The sequence below is a fragment of the Paenibacillus sp. 01T47 genome (assembly GCF_056398245.1).
Map to the genome: position 1 here is coordinate 1 of NZ_JBFTPA010000042.1, position 20,086 is coordinate 20,086.

Here is a 20,086-nt window from a genome sequence, read left to right on the forward strand (position 1 = left end):
TTAAGCATGAGCTATCAAAATATATCGATTATTACAATCACAAGCGTATTAGGACAAAATTAAAAGGAATGAGTCCGGTACTGTACCGGACTCATTCCCAGAATATCGCCTAATAAAATAACCTGTCTAACTTTTTGGGGTCACTTCAAACACGCTTGTAGTGTTTGTCTGGTTCTTTGATGTACATAGGATGCGTAGGTTGTTTAATCCGCTGTGGCAACTGCCTGCAGCTTGGCGCTTGCAAGCTCACGGACGGCTTTCCATTCTGCCAAATGCTTTTCTAATTGGTCGATCAGCGCGCTGACTCCTTGAATGAAATCAACTTGCCCGCTCGCTCGAATCGCTTCAATGGATTGAAGGATATCCGAAGACAAAGTCATGTGAGAAGGAAGGGCTGCAGTCAGCTCATGAAGAGCAAGCTCAATGGACGCAGCTGAAGCTGGTAGTTGGCTAGTCTTTGGAGCTGGTTCAGAATCAGCTTGATCTTGTTTGATTTGCTTCTCTACTTTCGAAACAGCTGCTTTGGGCTCGGCAACAGGTGCAGGCTTGGCGCGCTCCGCTTTGTTCTGCTCATGAGTTGACCAGGTTTCGATGAGTCCAGCGCCTGATTTAAATAGCAGCTTGTCCTTCGTGCTGTCAGAGATCGTTTTATCTTTAAACAGCTTGGCGATTTTTTTTACGTCGCTTACTGGCAGTTCATCTCTTGCTGCAATCAGCGCTAGTGGATCGCGGTGCTCGATCGGCAGATCCTTTAGGGGGAGCAGTTGATCCTCGGTTAGCTTATCCTTCCTAATCTCAGTGCCGCCAACGATCAGCTTCTTTACGGCATTGCCAAACTTCAGCAGCTCACATTTGTTTTTGATATACGATTCAGGTTTGCCCAGCTTACCGGACAAAAATTTGGTGGAGCTCTTGAACTTCGAATCGTTCAAGAGTTTATTGAACGCCTCGGCCTCTTCGATCGGAGAGAAGCCTTCGCGCGTCAAATTTTCCGCTATTTGCTCCAAATATATTTCCATCTCGTCCGTTACGGTTGAGACGATACAAGGAATCGTTGGCCGTCCGAGCATTTTGCTCGCCTTATAGCGGCGGTTCCCATAAATGATTTTATAACGTCCGTTGCTTGTTGTTCTTACTTTAATCGGTGAGAGCAGGCCTATTTCTTCTATGCTTCTCATTAATTCTTGCAGCGCTTCTTCGTCAAACTGGTACCTCGGCTGATCGGTATCCTCATCAATTAAATCAGTAACAATTTCAATGATATCCATAGGTCTCTCCTTAATTTTTTGTTTACTAGAACGCATGGCGTCATTTGTTCTTCGTTCGTCTGTTATGTAAAAGTATTGAGCGTCCGATTATGATAATGGCTTCCTCTATTATATCGGATCTTTTGTTAGGAATGGTTGCAAGATAACATTTTCAATGAAATGATGCTGGTTCTTCCGAGAGAAGTCTCATCAATTTGGACAAACAAGTGTTCTGATTAATTATAGCAGATGGCACGAATTAGCGACACTAGCTTGGCAGAGGGTACCGATATGGAGGGGGAGAATGGACAAAAAAAGCCAAACCCCGTGAACGAGGCTTGGCTTAGGCTCACAAATTATTTAACTGTTTTATTATAGTTTGCAATTTTTTCAGTGATCGCTTTAGCAGCATCATCAAGCGCTTTTTGTGGTTCTTTTACGCCAGTTAATGCTTCTTCAATCGCCGTTTCAACAAGCTGACGCGCTTCAGGGAATACGCCCATCACTGCGCCTTGCGAAGCAGGGGAAGGGATAGAAGCGTGCAGTTGATCAACTGCTGTTTGGAACTGTGGATATTTTGCTAGATTATCGGCAACGATTTTTTCGTCATAAGCTTTTTTAGTAATTGGGAAGTAACCAGTGTTGATGTGCCAATAAGCTTGTGTTTCCGGCTTAGCTAAAAACTTGATGAAATCCCATGCTGCTTTTTGTTCAGCTTCGGGCTTGTTATTCAGAATCCACAAGCTTGCTCCGCCAACGACAACACCGCCATCCTTCGCATCGGCAGGTTTAGGCAGGAAGCCAGTACCTACTTCAAATTTACCAGCCACTGAATCTACAATTCCGCGAAGCGAAGCAGTAGAATCTAAGGTCATAGCGATTTGGCCAGCTGCGAATGCTTTTTTCGTATCATCTGTTTTACGTCCCAGGTTAAGTGCTGATTTGCTGTCAACAAGATCCTTCCACCATGACAATGTTTTAACACCAGTCTCGTTATTCAATTGCGATTCTGTAGCGGAAGCTGTACGTCCGTTGCCATTATTCAAATATTCTACGCCTTGGTTTGCAAACAATTGCTCCATGAACCAGCCATAAATAGCGAATGAAGCACCTGTTTGGCCATTTTGCGTAAGCTTAGCAGCAGCTTCCTTCACCGCTTCGAAAGTTGCTGGCGCTTTTTCTGGATCAAGTCCAGCAGCCTTGAACAAATCTTTGTTGTAATACAAAATTGGGTTTGATGTGTTAAAAGGCATGGAGTGAAGCTTGCCGTCAAATGTATAGTAATTTGTAATATTTTCTTCTAGCTGAGAAAGGTCATAATTTTCTGCATCTACAAAAGTTTGAACAGGTGTAGTTGCTTTAGAGTCGATCATGAATCTTGAACCGATTTCGTATACTTGAATGAGTGATGGTCCAGATTTGGAATCCATCGATGCTTTCATTTTATTTAAACTCTCGTCATAGGTTCCTTGAAACACTTCTTCAACGACTACATCCTTTTGAGAAGCGTTGTAGTCTGTAACGAGCTGGGTTACTGCTTTGCCAAGTTCTCCGCCCATGGAGTGCCACCAAACAACTTTAACAGGTTCTTTTGCCGTTTCGGTAGGAGCTGCTGAAGCTTCAGTTGAGTTCGTAGCAGAAGGCGCCTCTGCATTGCCTTTGTTCCCAGAGTTGTTGCCTCCGCAGGCTGTGACTACAAACAACATTACCGCCATCATAATCGTCAAACCAGACCTAAACCTTGCTTTCATTCTTTTTCTCTCCCTCTCTACTACTTTTTTTGTTTACAGTACATTTATGGAAACGTCTATGAAGACGGAGCCACCTCATTCATTATCCTTTTACAGCACCAGCAGTAATCCCTCGTACGAGCTGCTTTAATCCAACAATGAGCAGTAATAAGGAAGGCAGCAGTACAATAGCTACGCCGGCTAAAACGATGTTCCAGCTTGTCATTTCTTCGAACTGCAGCATGCTAATGCCGATCTGTACCGTTCGCATCTTATCGCTGTTCGTTATGAGCAGGGGCCAAAGGTACATATTCCACGAATTCAGAAACACATAGACAGATAATGAAGCTATGGCAGGACGTGAAAGTGGCAGTACGATAACTAAGAAGTGGCGGATATGCCCGCTGCCATCTATCTTTGCTGCTTCAAAAAGCTCGCGAGGAAGCTGTAAGAAATATTGCCGCAGAAGAAACACGCCAAACGCAGACGCGAGAAAAGGAATCGTCAATCCTTGATAGGAATCCAGCCATCCCCATGATTTTACCGTCAAATAATTGGGGATAATGGTGACTTCCCACGGAATCATCATGGTGGAGAGGAATAAGGAAAACCAATATTTTTTGCCTGGAAAACGGATATATACAAAGGCGTAAGCAGCCATGCTCGCGATAAAAACTTGTCCAACCATAATAATGGTCGCGATAAGAAAGCTGTTCGCTATGAACGCACCAACGGGAATAAGCTCAAATACGGCAGAGATGCTGCCCAAATACACGCTATCGGGAAACAAGTCAGGCGGAAATTGAAGAGACTGCTCAGGTGTCATCAATGCCTGTAGAAATGTGTAAATCAAAGGGAACAGCATGGCAATGGAAAGCAATGAGAGCAGCAAGTACACACTAGAGCGGCGTAAAAATGGCTTTAATCCGATCATTGGTAATACACCTTCTTTTCTACAAACACAAACTGGATAATCGTCAAAATAAGAATGATAAAGAATAGGACTAACGACAAGGCGCTTCCTGTTCCGAATTGGTAGTTAATGAACGCTTCTTTATAGATAGAATATACGAATACCTCTGTTGAACCGGCAGGTCCGCCTTTGGTTAGAAGATGGATTTGTCCAAAGGATTGAAAGGAGCCGATGATCGAGATAACAGCTAGGAAAAATAGAGTAGGCGACAGAAGCGGGAGTACGATTTGCAAAAATGCACGGAATGGGCCTGCACCGTCAATCTTTGCGCTTTCGATCATGTCATCCGGAATGCTCTGGAGACCGCTCAGCACGATAATGTAATTGAAGCCCGATTGCATCCAGATGGTCATCATGGATATTGATAATAAAGCTGTAGATGGATTGGTAAGCCATTGGATGGGGGCAATGCCTAGCGTTGATAGGATATAATTCAGCATTCCGAGGCTGGGGTGAAAGAGGATCATCCAAATGACGGCTGCAGTACTTACGGACAGCGCGAGCGGCATTGCGAACATGAATTGAAAAATACGCATGGCTGGCAGCTTGATATGCGTGAGCGCGGCTGTAACGATGCCAAGTACAATGCCGACAGGAACGGTGTATAGTGTGAATAGGCCTGTAACCGTCAGGCTATTCCAGAACATTTCCGATGAAAACAGCTGTGTATAGTTATCGAACCCGACATACTCAGCGACTCTTCCTCTGGGATCTGTTAATTGGAAGCTTAAATAGACTGATTTCAGCAATGGATAAAATAAAAATACTGTAAATAGCAAAAGTGAAGGAGCCAAAAACAAATAACCAAGTGCGTTCTCCCTCAAACGATTCGTTTTAGCCAGTAGTCGACTAGCAGCGCGAGAGCTATGTGTACGCTTAGCGGCTAGAGTAAGCTTGCCTTCTTGCATGTTCATTCCCTACCATCCTTTCACATCCATGTTCTCCATTTAGTGTAGATTTCGAATGTTCGAGGAATGTTTTGAAATTAATAATAAATTGTAGATCGCTAGCATTAAAGGATAGGCATGCACTGTTAGTGAATTGTAAAATACCGGAACATTTAAATCGTGGTGCTCGTTATTAGTTGAAAGGGGGGGTATGATGAAACGATGGACGAGTGCAGGCCTCATCTTATTTTTGACAGTAGGGATGCTTCTGGCTGGCTGCAGCAGTAAGCCGTATGGTCATTACCGTGATGACCAAATGATTGGTTTTATTAACGGTTTGAACGAGCAGGAGAAAAAAATCGTATTCGATATTTCCGAGTGGACGAAGCGCGATGAGCCGGGTCCAGCTATAGAAGATTGGGGCGTAGAATATGAAGCCCTCGTGCTTCCAAGCACCAAAATAAACAATGATGCAGGGGATAAGCTGAAGTGGGAGGACTTGAAGCAAGGGCAGATGGTTCAGATAAATCCCTCGCGTACGGAGAAGATTACGGATACACCGGATGAGCTCATTGTTTTATCGATGTCCAATGAGCAGCTTTTTAAGAGAGCAGGCTTGTTGGCAAGCAAAAAAGGCAGCTACCGAACGACAGTTATATACGAGGATGGTAAGGGAGAGCCTTTTGATATTAATGACATCGAGAAAGAAGCAAGCATCATGCTTAAGGGCGGCTACAGCATGATGGCGTACAATCCAAACGACGTGCTAGACATAAAGAAGATGTTTAATATCGAGCAATTTCCAATCATTTTAGTATTCAATACTGAAAAACTAGCGCTAAAAACAGATCGTTTGGAGGATGCAGTATCTTTTTTGAAAGCTAAATAGAGTTGCGCAGCAGCCAGAGATTTTATTTAATGAGATAAAAGATAAAGCATATTAAGGTGGGGCTCAAAATGGAAGAAATAAAAGGGGATTTATTAACATCGGAAACGTTGAAATCGGATTTGATTAAGCTCGGCATACAACCTGGAATGACGGTTATGATGCATACCTCGATGAAGGCGCTTGGCGGTTTTGTATCCGGCGGGCCGACTGCGGTGATTTTGGCGATAGAGTCATGTCTGACAAGCGAGGGTACACTTGTTATGCCAACGCATACGCCTGATTTGTCTGATCCTGAAATTTGGCGATATCCGCCAGTGAAGGAATCATGGTGGCAGCCGATAAGAGATACAATGCCAGCTTTTGAAACAGACCTGACTCCTTGCTTAGACATGGGGGTTATTAATGAATGTTTTAGAAAACAAAATGGTGTCGTTCGAAGCAATCATCCACAGGTTTCTTTTGCAGCGTGGGGCTCCCAGAAGGATAGGATTACTGCAAATCACAGCTTGGAATACAGTCTGAGTGAACGGTCTCCGTTAGCGAGACTTTATGATTTGGAAGGCTGGGTGCTGCTGCTGGGCGTTGGTCATAATAAAAACACTACTCTTCATCTAGCGGAGTATCGAGCTGAGTATGCAAATAAAGCAGAAACGATTAATAAAGCACCGATGCTTGTAGACGGAGAGAAAAAATGGGTTGCTTTAAGCGACGTTGATTTTGATACGGATGATTTTAATCATTTAGGCGAGTGTTTTGAGAAAGAAACGGATCATGTTCGCAGAGGAAAGGTCGGCAATGCGGACGCGCTGCTCATGCCAGTTAAAGCTTTAGTTGATTACGGAGTAAAATGGATGGAAGCTAATAGAGGCCGCTAGTTTCCCTTTTGTAATATTTTTCCCCAATGTCGAAATACGGTGGTATGATGAGAAATATAACCATATATCATCAGGCAAAGCTTTCAAGAGCAATAACTTGCTAGTGAGCGAACAGAGGGGAAGCGAACGAATGATAACGCTATTGAAAAAGCATCTGATTGTCCGTGTTTTATGCGCTATGACCGTAGTTATGATATTGATCGCGGGAGGCTACATAGGAACACAAGTAGTGCAAACCAATTCTGCAGTTGAAGAGGCGATTAACAGCTACAATATTCGAATTGCAGAGAGTTATGCGGCCACGCTTGAGTCGGGTGAATTTACGGAATTTCTTAAACAACCCGAGGAGACGGAGCTATACTGGTCTATTCGTGAGGAACTTAGTTATTTCCGCTCGCAAATAGGCGCGCGATATGTCTATTTCGTTCGGTTTGATGAAAATCGCGAACCGAGAATTATGATCGACGGTTTGCCTAAAGATGATAGTTCAGCTTCCCCAATTAATGAAGTAACAGATATGCCGGCTTCGGCGGTTGAACATATTTTTGCTGGAAGAAACGCAAGCTCTCCACTAATTGAAAACCCGGTATATGGTTCTTACTTGTCTGCCTATGTACCTTTGAAAGATGAGAGTGGCGCTGTGGTTGGAGCCATTGGCATTGATACGGATGCAGCTGTATTTCAACAGCTGGCTAAGAGTGTCATAAAGGAAAGCATCCCACTCTATATCATGATGCTAGTCATCACGCTTGTTTTAATCGGGGCGATCATCTGGTTTGTCCGCCGTTCGCTTCAGCCTCTGGAGACGGTAACTGCCAGCGCTGAGAAAATGGCTTTAGGTGATCTGGTGGAAGCGAATGCGATTTTGCGAGCAAAGCCAGTCAAATCTGTTGATGAAATAGGTACGGTATACAAAGCGATGCTTACGATGTCCGAGCATTTGAATGAGCGAGTTCGCGGAGTAGTTGTCAATGTGGAAAAGACGTCTGAGCAGCTCGTTTCATCAACACAATCCTTTGCAAGCAGTGCTGATCATATGCTGCAAATGGGCGAGGCGATGAATGGTTCAGTTCAGCATATTTTCGAGGGTGCACATGCCCAGAAAAAAAGTGCAGACGACAGCGCACTTGCGATGGAGGAAATTGCGCAGGGAATCGTTAAGATTGCGGAATCTTCGTCCACCGTTTCGAGCGCAGCGGTACAGTCACTAGAAATCGCACAATCGGGCGAACAAGCGATGATACAACTGAACACACAAATCAAAAATATTTCGGCTTCTGCCGGTCAGACACTGCATATTGCAAGGCAATTGCAGAGCTATACAGGTGAAATCGGTCATGTCATTGGCTCCGTTCGCGATTTTGCTTCCCAAACCAAGCTTCTAGCACTAAATGCTTCGATTGAAGCAGCGAGGGCTGGGGAGCATGGAACAGGCTTTATGGTTGTAGCAAAAGAAGTAAGCAAACTAGCGGAAGCTTCTGCTTCCTCCGTACAGCAAATTTCATTGCTGCTTGGCAATATTGAAATAGAATCAGGGAAAATTAGCGAAGAGATGGAGAAAGCCTCGAAAGATATTGAAGACGGAGTTTCTTTATCGGGTGAAGCAGCCGAATCGTTCTTGCATGCTGTTGAATCGTTCCGACTTGTGAGCGAGCAAATTATGGAGGTATCGGTGACGACGGAGCAGCTAACAGCTGGTTCTGAGGAGGTAGCCGCTACCGTAAGCAGTATTGCGCATATCGCAAGAGATGTATCGGATCAAACGGAGCAAATTCAAATGCTGACTGCACAGCAGCTGGACATGATGAAGCAAGTACATGAAGTGTCTGTGGTGCTAAGCTCTAATACGAATGATATGAGACAAGCTATTGCTCAGGTAAATGTTTGATTTAAGCAAGTAATAGGCTGCCAATGCGGGCAGCCTATTTTTTATTTGCATATTTACTTATTACTCAAGCTTCTATGGGCTTAATCGCTTCATATACGTAATTTTGTTTGCCGTTTGATGGGGCTTGGCCATAGTTGTAATCAGCTGACACAACCACATCGGAAAAACCAATGTTTTCTAATATTAGCTTAAACTCTTCGACACCGTACCAACGTAAGGCAAAGCGCTGCAGCTCAGTTTGGATAAGAGCGCCGTTGTGCCATTTTTCATATTTAATATATGAAATCTTATATTGATTGTATAAGTCGGCTTCAACAAGTTTGTCTTCCATGGTAATGATGTCTCCATCCGGCAGGTTGAATGTCGACGTACCGCTGTATTGCCCACAACTGAAATTGTTGTCAGGCAGGAACAGGTCAAGTATGATACGTCCGCCTGGCTCAAGATGAGTATACAAATTTTTTAGAGCCAGAAGTGATTCGTCTCGGTTCTCTATTAATAAGAATGAACCGCCTGGGATAATGATGGCTTCATAGCGATGAGGCAAATCAAGTTGTTGCAAATTTGACTTATACAGCCCAGTAACGAGCCCGCGTTCCTCACAGCGTTGACGGCAGGATGCGAGCATTTCCGCTGAATAATCAACACCATCGACTTGCAGCCCTGCTTCTAGAAGCGGAACGAGAACACGACCAGAACCGGCCATTGCTTCGAGAATACGTCCCTTGCAATCTTTTAGTCGATCTTCGTAATATTCTAAATCGCCACCGATAGATTGACCTGTTTTCTTGGATAAATCATAGACCACTGTACAAAGTTCTCCATAATAACTAAACGACATACGTAATTCCCTCCGATAATTAGATGTTTACGGAAGGGATTGTAATGATTATCCCTTACGCACCTTAATAATGAACGTACCGGAATGTAGTTTTTGCATGATAACCACTCGCTTTCTTGTAAAGTTATTATAAGTATAGGCAATAGGTAAATATAGGTCAATATTTCCAGAAAAAAGATATTTCTAAATTCTTATTTACAACGGGTTCATTTATACTATTAATGAATGCTGGTCTATGAGAGGGTGATTATGGAATGCATGTAAACTGTATGTTGTGCAGAAAACCATTTGATATTAATCACAGTGATCCTCAATATCGAAAGCTCATTGAAAAACAAACGAAGTATTATATTTGTCAGTCGTGTCATTCCAAAACAACAAAAGAAGCAAGTGCTATGAGCGAGATTAAGCCAGAAGGCCTTGATCCCAAAGGGTATGACAAATTAATAACTTAATTGTCTATGCTTTATGATGACCAGAGCAATGTTTTTTGATAACTCGTGCTATGTATCTATGATGACCGATGTACAGTTTTTGTGAAGGCCTGTGCTAGCCATCATTTCAAAGACGAATTTTGATCTCTTCTTTCAACGTAACGGACATGAGAGACCTTATTTGCCGTAAATCATCCTTTTTCTCGATCTAACGGACATAGGATCTCTTATTTCATGATATTCGAATGAATTTGGGGTCATTTTGGGCAAATAGAGGATCCTATGTCCGTTAGAAAGCAAATTAGCCTTTATTTTGAGAAATAAAGGCTTATATGTCCGTTAGGACGGAACCTAAGCACAGTCGAGGTAATCAACGAGCCACATCGTATTTATTTATTGAGATGAAGCTTTTTATCCAAATATTTAAGAGCTTTCTCCGTACAAACATCGCTCAGCTCTGCTTTGACGATAGCTCTGGTCTCTGCTAGATTATCGTGAGCAACAGCCTCTTTACCAAGTGTGGTTTGAAGCCAGTGATCTGAGCTTTCAAAGCACATGCTGCTCCAACCGCCATCGAAGTCAGCTTCCTGTGCCCCGGTAATCACAATGTCAGCAAAGTTTTGAAGATCAACAAGCGCCCGATCGTAGTCTTTCTTCTGCTCTTTAGCAGTCAGCCGGCTTTCCTTACGTAAATTGCGTGAGTCGATATTGCCTGCTTCCTTAATAATATGATAAATATTTCTGGCTTCTTGGGACATAAGCCCGCTGCTATAACGTTCCTCAACGCTTTTTCCTTGGGATAACAAGAACGGGATATGAGGAAACAAGTCAACGTGAATAAAGGTTAGTTTGCTGCCAAAAAACTTGCCATATGCCGCATGCTCATCCTTTACGATTTTAACCCGCCATATCCACGGATCAAACTCAGTTTCTGTATGCCAGCTGTCACTAGGAACCACGGCAGTGAGGGACGGATGCTCAGGGATAAGGTCAGAGAATGGAAATATCTTATATTGACTGACTAGCTTTACGAACTCTGGATAAGTAGTAATGCTCATATATACACTCCTTATAACGTTTACTCCTTTATTCTAGTTTTCTCCTGTCTAATCCTTCCATACATCGACTTATTAAATTTGATTTAAAAAAGTAACTTTTTTACAGTATCTGGCGTCACTATAGAAGAGGTTAAAATGGAACAGCTTTTTGCTCATGAAAGGACTGGCGAAAAAGTGAAAGGAACATTCGTTTCAGCTGTCATTACGGTGCTGCTTCTTGCTGGTTGTGCAGCCGAAAGTGTTGGCCCAAAAGCAACAAATGTACAGGAGCAGCAACGGGTTCAAGCTAAACTAACAGGGTTATTGGATAAGAAGACTAGTCCTTCATTTAACATCACAGATGCGAAAGAAATATCTATTTCCAGAGCAGCGGGTGCCAAGTCTGTTGAGTCAGTGTACACGGATCAAAGGAGGCTGGAGGCTTTTGTCAGAGCTATAAATACGGCAGTACAAATGCAAGGGATTTTAAATATGTCGAAACCGATCTTTACGATTACGGTGAAACAGCCAATCGTGAAAAACACCTTCAACCTTTGGATAAACGAGAGTTCTAAACAGGGCGTTATTATGGATGTGAAAGATACACATAAAGGCTTTACATTAACAAAGGAAGCGACGAATGAATTACTCCAAATCATTCAAGAGGACTCACAGCTCACTGAGCAGAGTGAGTTCGTTATGCCGCTTGCCTATGAGAAGGTTCAAAACGATCAGAAGGTTGCGAAGGTAGATCACTTTCAAATGGAGCAGCTTATTAAAGAACAGAACATTAGTGGCGGAAAAATTAGTATTTATTCGAAGTCGGGCGACGTTGAGCAAGTGTATGGTGCTTTCGAATCTGAAGCTGGTCTTTATGAGCTTGGGGCAGTCGGAGGCATGCACTCACAAAACAATGATGAGCTTCTATCGGTCAAAGAGCTAGAGCTTTATGGTAAGTCGCTTATTCGAATCGACGGTGTCTTTGGGGCAAATGCACCGATACACAACTATTTTGAAATGAAAGATGGTAAACCTATTCCATTCCTGCTCGTAGACACGGGTCATGCGAAAGAAGTGGATGTAGACGGAGATGCCATCGAAGAAGTGGTCTCGAAACACGGTCTACCACTGCTCACTTTTGTTTACAAATGGGAGGATGGCGCTTTTAAAGTTGGCGAAGTGGAATCGCAACAATAATAAAATTCGCAGGAGGTTTTAATGATGAAAAAATGGATAAAAGCAACGACAGCTGCACTAACAATAGCGGGTGTACTTAGTGCGGGTTCTGCAACGATGGCGGCATCTGCACCCAAGGCAACCATTAAAATGTTCATCGATGGCAGGCTCCAAGATGATGTGCTCAACGTGAACGGCAGAACAATGGTGCAGCTCACAGCCTTTAATGATCCTGAAAAACTCAAATATTCCTACGAAACGGCTACCAAGACGATTGTGATTCAAAATCCAGCTCGGAAATTGACTGTTCGATTAAAGGACGGACTAAAATCAGCTGATGTAAATGGGAAAAAAGTTCCCTTAGATGCCCCAGTTACCGTAAAGAAAGGACGTACTTACGTTCCAGTTCGTTTTGTTACGGAAACACTTGGCGGAACAGTAGGAAGCGACAGCACAGGGAAACAGATTATTGTAAGAACACCGTCGGGTGAAGAGCGGTTTAAAACGCTGAGAAATGGCGATCTTACAGAAGCGCGAAAGCTAGCGATTCATACTCCTGGAGTTGACAATGGGATGGATATTGCACCATATGGTGAAGGCTTCACTTTCGTGTATACTTTCCCTCAAGGGGAGGCACTCCGTTATACCTTGGAATATAGAGGTTTAATCACGTATTATGAAATCAACGATAGCGGTATTAGTGAAGTAAAATGGCAAAAGGATCTATTGGGGAAAAACGGAGAAGCGGGCAAGGAACCAAAGCCGTTTGGCGATTCCGTCTATTTCTTAGATAACTTTATGGCGGATTGGCTGAATTATGGGACAATTGACAGCAACGGAAAGAAGACGGAACTAGGTTCTATCGATCGTTATACGAATAAAGAATTTGCTAATGTCGTCATTTTACCAATTGAGGGAGAAGTACGAACAGATATTAAATAATTAAAGGATTCTATAAGGAATTAGAGAGGAATTAACATTGATTAGAAAAATAGACATCACAGATGCTGCGATAGCAGAGGAAGTATTGCGTATACAGATTCCATCCTATAGGGTAGAAGCAGAGCTCATTGATTTTTATGAGATACCGCCATTAAAAGACACCGTTGATACGCTGCGAAATTGCGGCGAGAACTTCTATGGTTATTATATTAATAATGAGCTATGCGGAGCCATCGCCATCATGTTTGAAAATAACATCATAGACATTCATCGGCTCATTATCCATCCTAACCATTTTAGAAAAGGAATCGCAAAGCAGCTGCTTCAACACATCGAAAGCGTTGGAGTCAGCGGAAGCGTGATCGTCGTATCAACGGGATCTAAAAACGCCCCTGCGGTTAACCTTTACAAGCAAAGCGGATATGTTGAAACGGGAGTTATTAAAGTGGAAGAACGGCTATCGCTCACCTCCTTCCAAAAAACATTAAATTAATTCCGCTCTCACATGTACTGAAGGAGTTTGATGATTTGTATCAGTTAGCCAAGGAGCTTATTGACTCTCAAGAGATTACCGTCTATGAAGCCAATCAATTATTTGGGGAAATCGGAAAATATCGCTTCTTGCAATTCTCTAATCATGCGATTCAAGGGGCGATCGATTTGAAGGATCCGAAGCGAGTCGTCATGGAGTATCCGCGTGCGATCATACATCTGATGGAAAATAACGATCCATCGTTCGAAAATGTATTTATGATTGGTCATGGAATTGGAACCATCGCCGGACACTATTCCGATAAACGATTTGTGATAGCGGAAATCAATGAGAAGGTAGTAGAGCTGAGCAGAACTTATTTTAGCTATAGCGAGGACAATGTTGTAATTGGAGATGGGCGGCTGATCCTTGAAAATCAGGCGTCCGGCGGCTTTGATTATATTATTTTGGACGCCTTCACGAAAGAGGGGACACCGTATCATTTAACGACATTGGAATTTTTCGAGTTAACGAAAGAGAAGCTGAACGCAAGCGGTTCGATGATTATGAATCTCTTCGGAAAAGTCAAAAACGATAAATTAATTAATTCAATTTATTCAACGCTGAAAGAGATCTATCCGTATACGAAAGCCTTCTCTCTGCCTGCAGAAGATCTAGCCGATACTCGTAATATGATCATCGTCGGCAGTAACAAAACGCTCAGCTTTCAATCACGGGAAATGGCTGGTTTCCTCGAAATAGAATTAGAAGAAGGGCATCGTATGGCGGACAAACGAAAAGGATGAACCGACTATACGGATCATTTATTGTCACGTATGATTTTTCGATATTCGCGCGGCGTCATGCCGACAATTCGTTTAAAATGGGTGAGGAATGCATCGATATTTTTGCAGCCGACCTCTTCCGCAATGCTGCTAATTTTTAGCTGGGAGTTCCTAAGGAGCTCGCAGCTTTTTTTTATGCGCAGATGCTGCAGGTAATGCAGGAAGGTTTGTCCGGTATGCTGCTTGAACACGCGGCTGAAATGCCGTTCGCTCCACTCGCAGCGATTTGCAAGCTGGCTAATGGTGATATTCTCATGCGCATGCTGCTCAAGGTAGTTCAGCACATGATGGAAGCGGGCGGAAGAATTCTCTTCTAATAACAGCTCCTTAGCGTCCTTCATTAATCGATAGACGGATAGAAACAGCTGCACTAGCAGCGTTAGCAAATAAGCTGATGATCCACTCCGCGGGAGCTCATATTCACGCAGCAGGCTGAGAAATAAATCTTCGATAACACTATCCGAGTCGAACAAGGAGTGGAAAGTGGATGCATCATTAAAACAGGTTTCCAGAAAATCAACGATCTCCTGATCGCCAATCCAGTCTTTCTGAGATTGAAGGAGCGAGGGCATGAAGACGCAATTATATACAATTAATGGCGAGCTGTTGCGTGAAGGTGTTGAAGGACGAAAGACATGCGGAATGCCAGGCGGCAAAATAAATAACATCCCTTTATAAACGGGGACGACCTCATCCCCTATATGATGAAAGCCCTTGCCTTCAGCTACATAAGCAAGCTCAATAAAAACATGATTGTGCAGCGGCAGATCAAAGTCTTCCTCGGCGCGGTTTACGAAGATGAATTTACTCTTTTGAAAATATTGCTCGCTCTCGTAAAGCAGCGTATGCTTGCTTGTCATCAGCTCTCATTCCTTTCATCCGATGTCGTTTTTCAGGGAATAAATGTCCGAAACAGGGGTAATTGAGTAGCATGATTTTACTATAATTAGAGGTAGAATGCACGTGAAAACATACGATTACTCGCTTAGAAGGGACGGAATAACATGATGGATTGGAATTGGAAGGCGAATTGGATTTGGGGCGGAGAAGCTGAAAGCCCTCGCAATGAATGGCGTTGCTTCAAAAAGAGCTTTGATGTTGCACCATCATCGGATGATTTTGACCAAAATACTCAAACAACACTGCGAATTAGTGCGGATTCTCGCTATGTTCTTTATATTAATGGCAAGCAGGTAGGCCGCGGCCCTGTACGCTCTTGGACGGTTGAGCAATTTTATGATGTGTACGATATTGGCCATCTGCTGGTACCTGGGCAGTCGAATACGATTGCGGTGCTCGTACATCATTTTGGCGTATCGACCTTTTACTATTTGAGAGGCCGCGGCGGGCTGCTTGTGCAGTTGGATAGGAGCAGTGAAGAGGGAACGCAAACGCTGCTTGAGTCAGATGATACTTGGAGCACAGCTATTCATGAAGGCTATCATACACGTACGCCTCGAATGTCTTGTCAGCAAGGTTATTCTGAGTATGTTGATGCTGGCTCGTGGGACAGCGATTGGACTACAGCCGCGGGTAGTGGTGATGCTTGGGAGAAAGCAGCGTTACTAGGCGTTGTTGGCACTGGACCGTGGAAGACGCTAATAGAGCGGGACATTCCGCTGTTAGCAGAGTACCCTGTTTATCCTTCCCGCATTTTATCTCTGAGCAGCGTTAAGTCCTTCAGCTTCTCTACGTCAATTGATATACGCAATCAAATGGTTGAGGGCAGTGAGGACCATGCAAATGTTGTCGGCTTCACGGGTTATGCGGCTACCATACTGTCTGTCCAAGAAGACACGGATATCATACTTGGGTTCCCATTTGCGAGTGAGTGCGTAAGAGCAGTCTCAATTAATGGGGTGAAGCTGGATTCGGATCAGTTCACGGGAGTGCTCCCTGAACGCTATGCGGAAGTGACAATTCAAAAAGGCGAACATTTACTCTTAATTGATGTGAGTGGAAGCATGCATACAGGTCAGCTGCACCTGGGCATCTACAGTGAAGTTCCGATTGAGGTTCGATCACCACTAGCTTCTGAGCAACAGCCAGAGGGAGCATCTGCTTTTATTAGCATTGGTCCTTTTGATAGTACCGTATATTTGGATCATCAGGAATCGAGACAGATTGATTTTGAGGATGCGTATTATATGCAAGTGATAGATAAGGTATCTTCCGTTCAAGATTTGGATGCGTATTCTCCATATATTCGTTCTATCGATGAGAGTCTCGTAAGTGAAGTGGATGTATTCGGTCTCTCTGTGTGGAAGAAGGAAAGCACTCCGCATGTTATTCCGGTGGCTTTGCAAAATCTTGTTATTCCGAACGCATCGCCGGGAGTTATTCCGATGTATCCAGGTCTAGATACAGAAATTATTATTGATTTCGGCAAGGAGCTTACGGGTTATCTATCATTTGAGGTTGAGGCAGAAGCGGGTGCTATTTTAGATTTTTACGGATTTGAGTATATGACAGAGGATTATCGCCAAGATACGTTTGGACTGGACAATACTGTGCGCTATGTATGTAAAGAAGGAAGACAGATTCATGTCTCTCCAATTCGCAGAGGCCTGCGGTACTTGATGCTGACTGTCCGAAATGCGAATACGCCGGTCAAAATACAAAATGTTCATTATATAGCAAGCCATTATCCTGTAGCAGAAATCGGTAGATTCCAAAGCTCAGATCCTTTATTGAACGACATATGGGAGATTAGCCGCCATACGACGAAGCTATGCATGGAAGATACTTTTGTGGATTGCCCAGCCTATGAGCAAGTTTTCTGGGTGGGGGATAGCCGCAATGAAGCGCTGGTCAGCAATTACTTATTCGGCGTAAATGATATGGTTAAACGCTGCTTGCGTCTTGTACCGGGATCGAAGGATCAAACGCCTTTATACGCAGATCAGGTTCCGAGCGGTTGGAGCAGCGTTATTCCGAACTGGACCTTTTTCTGGGCTATTGCATGCCGTGAATATGTTGAGCAAACAGCAGATCTTCATTTTGCCCAAGAGATGTATCCGCATATCCGTTTTACGCTAGAGCATTATTTGAAGGAAATCAATGAGGATGGATTGCTCGCTATTAAGGGCTGGAACCTGCTCGACTGGTCGCCGATTGATCAGCCTAACGATGGCATTGTCACACATCAGAACTGCTTCTTAGTGAAGACGCTGCGAGTTGCCTCTGAGATGGCTGGTTTTTCCGGTGATGAGGAAGGGCGCTCACGTTTTGCGGCAGCAGCCGATGATCTTCAAGCGGCGATTAATCAGTATTTGTGGTCCGAGGAACAGTCTGCCTACTTGGATTGTATCCATGTGGATGGACGCAGATCAGACATCTTCTCCGTGCAAACACAGGTGGTCGCTTATTTGACAGACGTTGCGCAAGGAGAACGTAGAAGCATTATGGAGAAGTATTTGCTGGAATCGCCTTCCCATTTTGTTCAAATCGGCAGTCCATTCATGTCTTTCTTCTATTATGAAGCATTGTCAGCATCGGGACAGTATTCTACGATTGTTGAAGACATCCGTCGCAATTACGGGCAAATGATCGAGCATGACGCGACAACTTGCTGGGAGATGTATCCGAACTTCTCGGAAAATAGAGCGAATCCGAATATGCTGACTAGAAGTCATTGTCATGCTTGGTCGGCAGCGCCAGCTTATTTCCTTGGACGCGAGGTGCTTGGCATTCGCAGTACAGCAATGGGCTGGACGGAGGTCGAAATTAGTCCTAATCCTTGCGGTCTTACTTGGGCGAAGGGCAGCGTTCCTCTCTCCGATGCAGGGCAAATCGATGTATCGTGGAAAGTGATCGATGAGAAAATCATTGAGGTTTCCATTCAATCCCCGGCATCGGTAAAAGTGAATGTTAAAATACCAGAAGGATACGAAGGTATCGTTCGGGAGAAAAAAATCTTTTAGCAGAAGTATCGGTTGAATTACGCTCAATGGAATGAAGATGCAAAAAAGCTCTCGCTGTCAGTAGACAGTTGAGAGCTTTTTTTATAGGAGCGGTAAAATGCATTTGAATTATTTTAGTATAGATCGAACATGTTGACTTCATAGCCTTGTATCTTCAAATATGTAAACATCTGCGCCCGATGATGCTGAATATGGGTCGTAATCTCAATCAGCCATTTTGCCTGTACCGAACCGTGTTCTAGATAAAATGGTTTTGTTTTCTTGTGCAGGAAATCCTCATCCGGAAGACTTTCCATATAAGCTCTGACTTCATGCAAACCAGTCGTGAGCCAAGCAATTAGTTTCTCGTGGTCTTGATCGGCAGCTATATCCGCTTCAAGCTTGCGGATGACGGTTTCATCGTTCTCCTGAAGAATGAGCAGATCAACCGAAGGAATAGATACGATATGTTGGACAAGCTCCAGCAGCGTCCTCATATTGTCATGCGGTCTGTATGACCAATGATCGGTTGAGATTTTGCGAATCAAATTGGAAGAGGTTTTCGCGATATGCTCCAATTCCTCCAGCAGTAATCCTTTTACTTCATTAATAGTTTGAGATTGCATTGCCTTCACTCCATTCTTCTTAATTATAGTATTGTTGTCACCCTTAGTGGGCTTAATACTGATTGTAGCTTATAATAGTGACAGTAGTTGTCATAATTAAGAAATGAATGGAGAATCAATATGTCAAAATCGAAACGGCTCATTGAATTGATGATGACTGTTAATAGAAAACGTAAGTTCAACGTCAAAGAACTCGCGGTTGAGTTTGAAGTGTCGACAAGAACGATATTGAGGGATTTGCAAGAGCTGAGTGAGCTGGGCGTTCCGTTGTATTCGGAGGTAGGGCCGCATGGCGGGTATCAGGTATTAAAAGAAAGGATATTGCCTCCGATTGCTTTTACGGAAGAAGAGGCTGTTGCGATATTTTTTGCCAGCCATGCTTTGAGGCACTATTTATATCTTCCCTTTGAACCTGAATCATCCTCGGCACTCAGCAAGTTCTATTATTACATGCCTGGTGATGTGCGGGATCGTATTGATCAAATGAAAAATCGTGTTGATTTTTTCACGCCTGCTCGGCAAATGAAATCCCCTTATTTATCGATCTTGCTTGAAGGGGCTATTCACCAAAAAGTGTTGGTTATCGAATATGAATCACGAGAAGGTCGGTCAAGCCGTCAAATACAACCGATTGGCATATATGCAAGCAACGGATTATGGTACTGTTCCGCTTACTGTTTTCTTCGTGCTGAATTGCGGTTGTTCCGTTGTGATCGAATTCACTCCGCTGTAGAGGATACATCTGATTTGGAAGCGCTGGATTTGCGGCATGTAAACCTTGGGAATAGCGATGAGGTTTTTCAGACGCAGGAGACATATGTTAATCTTTACGTTGAATTAAGCAGAGAAGGCTTGCAGCGCTGCGAGTCTGAGCTATGGCCGCTGCCCAAGCTGAATATTCGCGAAGATGGTACAGGCTGGATAGATGGCGATATTCGAAAGGTTGATCTTTCGTTTTATTCGAAGTTTTTTATGGGTTTAGGTAATGAAGCAACAGTTAAGGAACCGGTTGAACTAATAGATCGCATGAAAAAGATATTAACTGAAGTCATGGCTAAATATGCGTGAAGTTAAAGGATAAACAACAAAATAAAATTAATTTCAAAAAACACTTGCATTAGTAGGCGAGTACATGGTATATTCTTATTCCGGCCAAGAAACACACCGGAACAAAAGAAAAACAAGCAAGACAAACGATAGAAAAGTTTGCTCTTTGAAAACTGAACAACGAGTAATAACTGCCTTGCAAATCCTTCGGGATGAGCAAATATAGCGATAAAAGTAATGAGCAAGTCAAACACCAATTTGGAGAGTTTGATCCT

Annotated in this window: 20 protein-coding genes; 11 read left to right on the plus strand and 9 right to left on the minus strand. The window is 43.4% G+C overall.

What is annotated here, in order from left to right; genetic code table 11:
• Positions 1-113, plus strand: a 113-nt coding sequence (locus AC1DOV_RS33755) for an IS3 family transposase (RefSeq protein ID WP_477549805.1), incomplete at its 5' end; no start/stop codon positions are given.
• 90 nt (positions 114-203) lie between these two features.
• Here the strand turns inward: AC1DOV_RS33755 and AC1DOV_RS33760 are convergent.
• The 4 genes from AC1DOV_RS33760 to AC1DOV_RS33775 form a co-directional block, all read right to left on the minus strand.
• Positions 204-1,268, minus strand: a complete 1,065-nt coding sequence (locus AC1DOV_RS33760; protein ID WP_477552074.1) for a ParB/RepB/Spo0J family partition protein — start codon at positions 1,266-1,268, stop codon at positions 204-206.
• A gap of 335 nt (positions 1,269-1,603) precedes the next feature.
• Entirely contained in the window at positions 1,604-2,998 is a 1,395-nt protein-coding gene (locus tag AC1DOV_RS33765) for an ABC transporter substrate-binding protein (RefSeq protein ID WP_477552075.1), read from the minus strand.
• 82 nt (positions 2,999-3,080) lie between these two features.
• A complete protein-coding gene (locus AC1DOV_RS33770; RefSeq protein ID WP_076270407.1) occupies positions 3,081-3,911 on the minus strand; it encodes a carbohydrate ABC transporter permease in 831 nt (276 codons plus the stop codon).
• Positions 3,908-4,864: a carbohydrate ABC transporter permease gene (locus AC1DOV_RS33775; protein ID WP_477552076.1), complete on the minus strand. Its 957-nt coding sequence runs from the start codon at positions 4,862-4,864 to the stop codon at positions 3,908-3,910. Before AC1DOV_RS33775 ends, AC1DOV_RS33770 begins: the two co-directional genes overlap by 4 nt.
• A 184-nt stretch (positions 4,865-5,048) precedes the next feature.
• On the opposite strand from AC1DOV_RS33775, the gene AC1DOV_RS33780 reads away from it, so the two are divergent.
• The 3 genes from AC1DOV_RS33780 (at position 5,049) to AC1DOV_RS33790 (ending at position 8,489) form a co-directional block, all read left to right on the plus strand.
• Positions 5,049-5,726, plus strand: coding sequence for a hypothetical protein (locus AC1DOV_RS33780; RefSeq protein WP_477552077.1), 678 nt, complete (start codon positions 5,049-5,051; stop codon positions 5,724-5,726).
• Positions 5,727-5,794: 68 nt separating this feature from the next.
• Positions 5,795-6,601: an AAC(3) family N-acetyltransferase gene (locus AC1DOV_RS33785; protein ID WP_477552078.1), complete on the plus strand. Its 807-nt coding sequence runs from the start codon at positions 5,795-5,797 to the stop codon at positions 6,599-6,601.
• A 130-nt stretch (positions 6,602-6,731) separates the two neighbouring features.
• Complete coding sequence (locus tag AC1DOV_RS33790; RefSeq protein ID WP_477552079.1) at positions 6,732-8,489, plus strand: methyl-accepting chemotaxis protein; 1,758 nt, start codon at positions 6,732-6,734, stop codon at positions 8,487-8,489.
• Positions 8,490-8,553: 64 nt separating this feature from the next.
• On the opposite strand, the gene AC1DOV_RS33795 is transcribed toward AC1DOV_RS33790, so the two are convergent.
• Positions 8,554-9,330 carry a class I SAM-dependent methyltransferase gene (locus AC1DOV_RS33795; protein WP_477552080.1) on the minus strand — a complete coding sequence of 259 codons (777 nt, stop codon included), beginning with the start codon at positions 9,328-9,330 and terminating at the stop codon, positions 8,554-8,556.
• Positions 9,331-9,584: 254 nt separating this feature from the next.
• Here AC1DOV_RS33795 and AC1DOV_RS33800 point away from each other — a divergent pair, with 254 nt between their 5' ends.
• Positions 9,585-9,785, plus strand: a complete 201-nt coding sequence (locus AC1DOV_RS33800; RefSeq protein WP_430060690.1) for a DUF2197 domain-containing protein — start codon at positions 9,585-9,587, stop codon at positions 9,783-9,785.
• Between the two features lie 368 nt (positions 9,786-10,153).
• Here AC1DOV_RS33800 and AC1DOV_RS33805 read toward each other — a convergent pair whose 3' ends face one another.
• Positions 10,154-10,822 carry an AlkZ-related protein gene (locus AC1DOV_RS33805; protein ID WP_430060693.1) on the minus strand — a complete coding sequence of 223 codons (669 nt, stop codon included), beginning with the start codon at positions 10,820-10,822 and terminating at the stop codon, positions 10,154-10,156.
• 135 nt (positions 10,823-10,957) lie between these two features.
• Here AC1DOV_RS33805 and AC1DOV_RS33810 point away from each other — a divergent pair, with 135 nt between their 5' ends.
• The 4 genes from AC1DOV_RS33810 to AC1DOV_RS33825 are packed head-to-tail and all read left to right on the plus strand — an operon-like array spanning position 10,958 to position 14,197.
• Complete coding sequence (locus tag AC1DOV_RS33810; RefSeq protein ID WP_477552081.1) at positions 10,958-11,998, plus strand: YhfM domain-containing protein; 1,041 nt, start codon at positions 10,958-10,960, stop codon at positions 11,996-11,998.
• Between the two features lie 21 nt (positions 11,999-12,019).
• A complete protein-coding gene (locus AC1DOV_RS33815; RefSeq protein WP_477510042.1) occupies positions 12,020-12,919 on the plus strand; it encodes a copper amine oxidase N-terminal domain-containing protein in 900 nt (299 codons plus the stop codon).
• A gap of 37 nt (positions 12,920-12,956) precedes the next feature.
• Complete coding sequence (locus tag AC1DOV_RS33820) at positions 12,957-13,412, plus strand: GNAT family N-acetyltransferase (protein ID WP_477552082.1); 456 nt, start codon at positions 12,957-12,959, stop codon at positions 13,410-13,412.
• Between the two features lie 17 nt (positions 13,413-13,429).
• Entirely contained in the window at positions 13,430-14,197 is a 768-nt protein-coding gene (locus tag AC1DOV_RS33825; protein ID WP_477552086.1) for a spermidine synthase, read from the plus strand.
• Positions 14,198-14,211: 14 nt separating this feature from the next.
• Here the strand turns inward: AC1DOV_RS33825 and AC1DOV_RS33830 are convergent, their stop codons facing one another.
• Complete coding sequence (locus tag AC1DOV_RS33830; RefSeq protein ID WP_477552083.1) at positions 14,212-15,096, minus strand: helix-turn-helix domain-containing protein; 885 nt, start codon at positions 15,094-15,096, stop codon at positions 14,212-14,214.
• 144 nt (positions 15,097-15,240) lie between these two features.
• Here AC1DOV_RS33830 and AC1DOV_RS33835 point away from each other — a divergent pair, with 144 nt between their 5' ends.
• A complete protein-coding gene (locus AC1DOV_RS33835; protein ID WP_477552084.1) occupies positions 15,241-18,159 on the plus strand; it encodes a family 78 glycoside hydrolase catalytic domain in 2,919 nt (972 codons plus the stop codon).
• 113 nt (positions 18,160-18,272) lie between these two features.
• Here AC1DOV_RS33835 and AC1DOV_RS33840 read toward each other — a convergent pair whose 3' ends face one another.
• A complete protein-coding gene (locus tag AC1DOV_RS33840) occupies positions 18,273-18,764 on the minus strand; it encodes a DinB family protein (protein ID WP_477510046.1) in 492 nt (163 codons plus the stop codon).
• Positions 18,765-18,884: 120 nt separating this feature from the next.
• Between AC1DOV_RS33840 and AC1DOV_RS33845 the strand changes: the two genes are divergently transcribed.
• The gene (locus AC1DOV_RS33845) at positions 18,885-19,832 is read left to right on the plus strand and encodes a helix-turn-helix transcriptional regulator (RefSeq protein ID WP_477510047.1); all 948 of its coding nucleotides are present in this window, start codon (positions 18,885-18,887) and stop codon (positions 19,830-19,832) included.
• Positions 19,833-19,834: 2 nt separating this feature from the next.
• On the opposite strand, the gene AC1DOV_RS33850 is transcribed toward AC1DOV_RS33845, so the two are convergent.
• On the minus strand, positions 19,835-20,086 hold a 252-nt coding region (locus AC1DOV_RS33850), incomplete at its 5' end, for a hypothetical protein (RefSeq protein WP_477552085.1).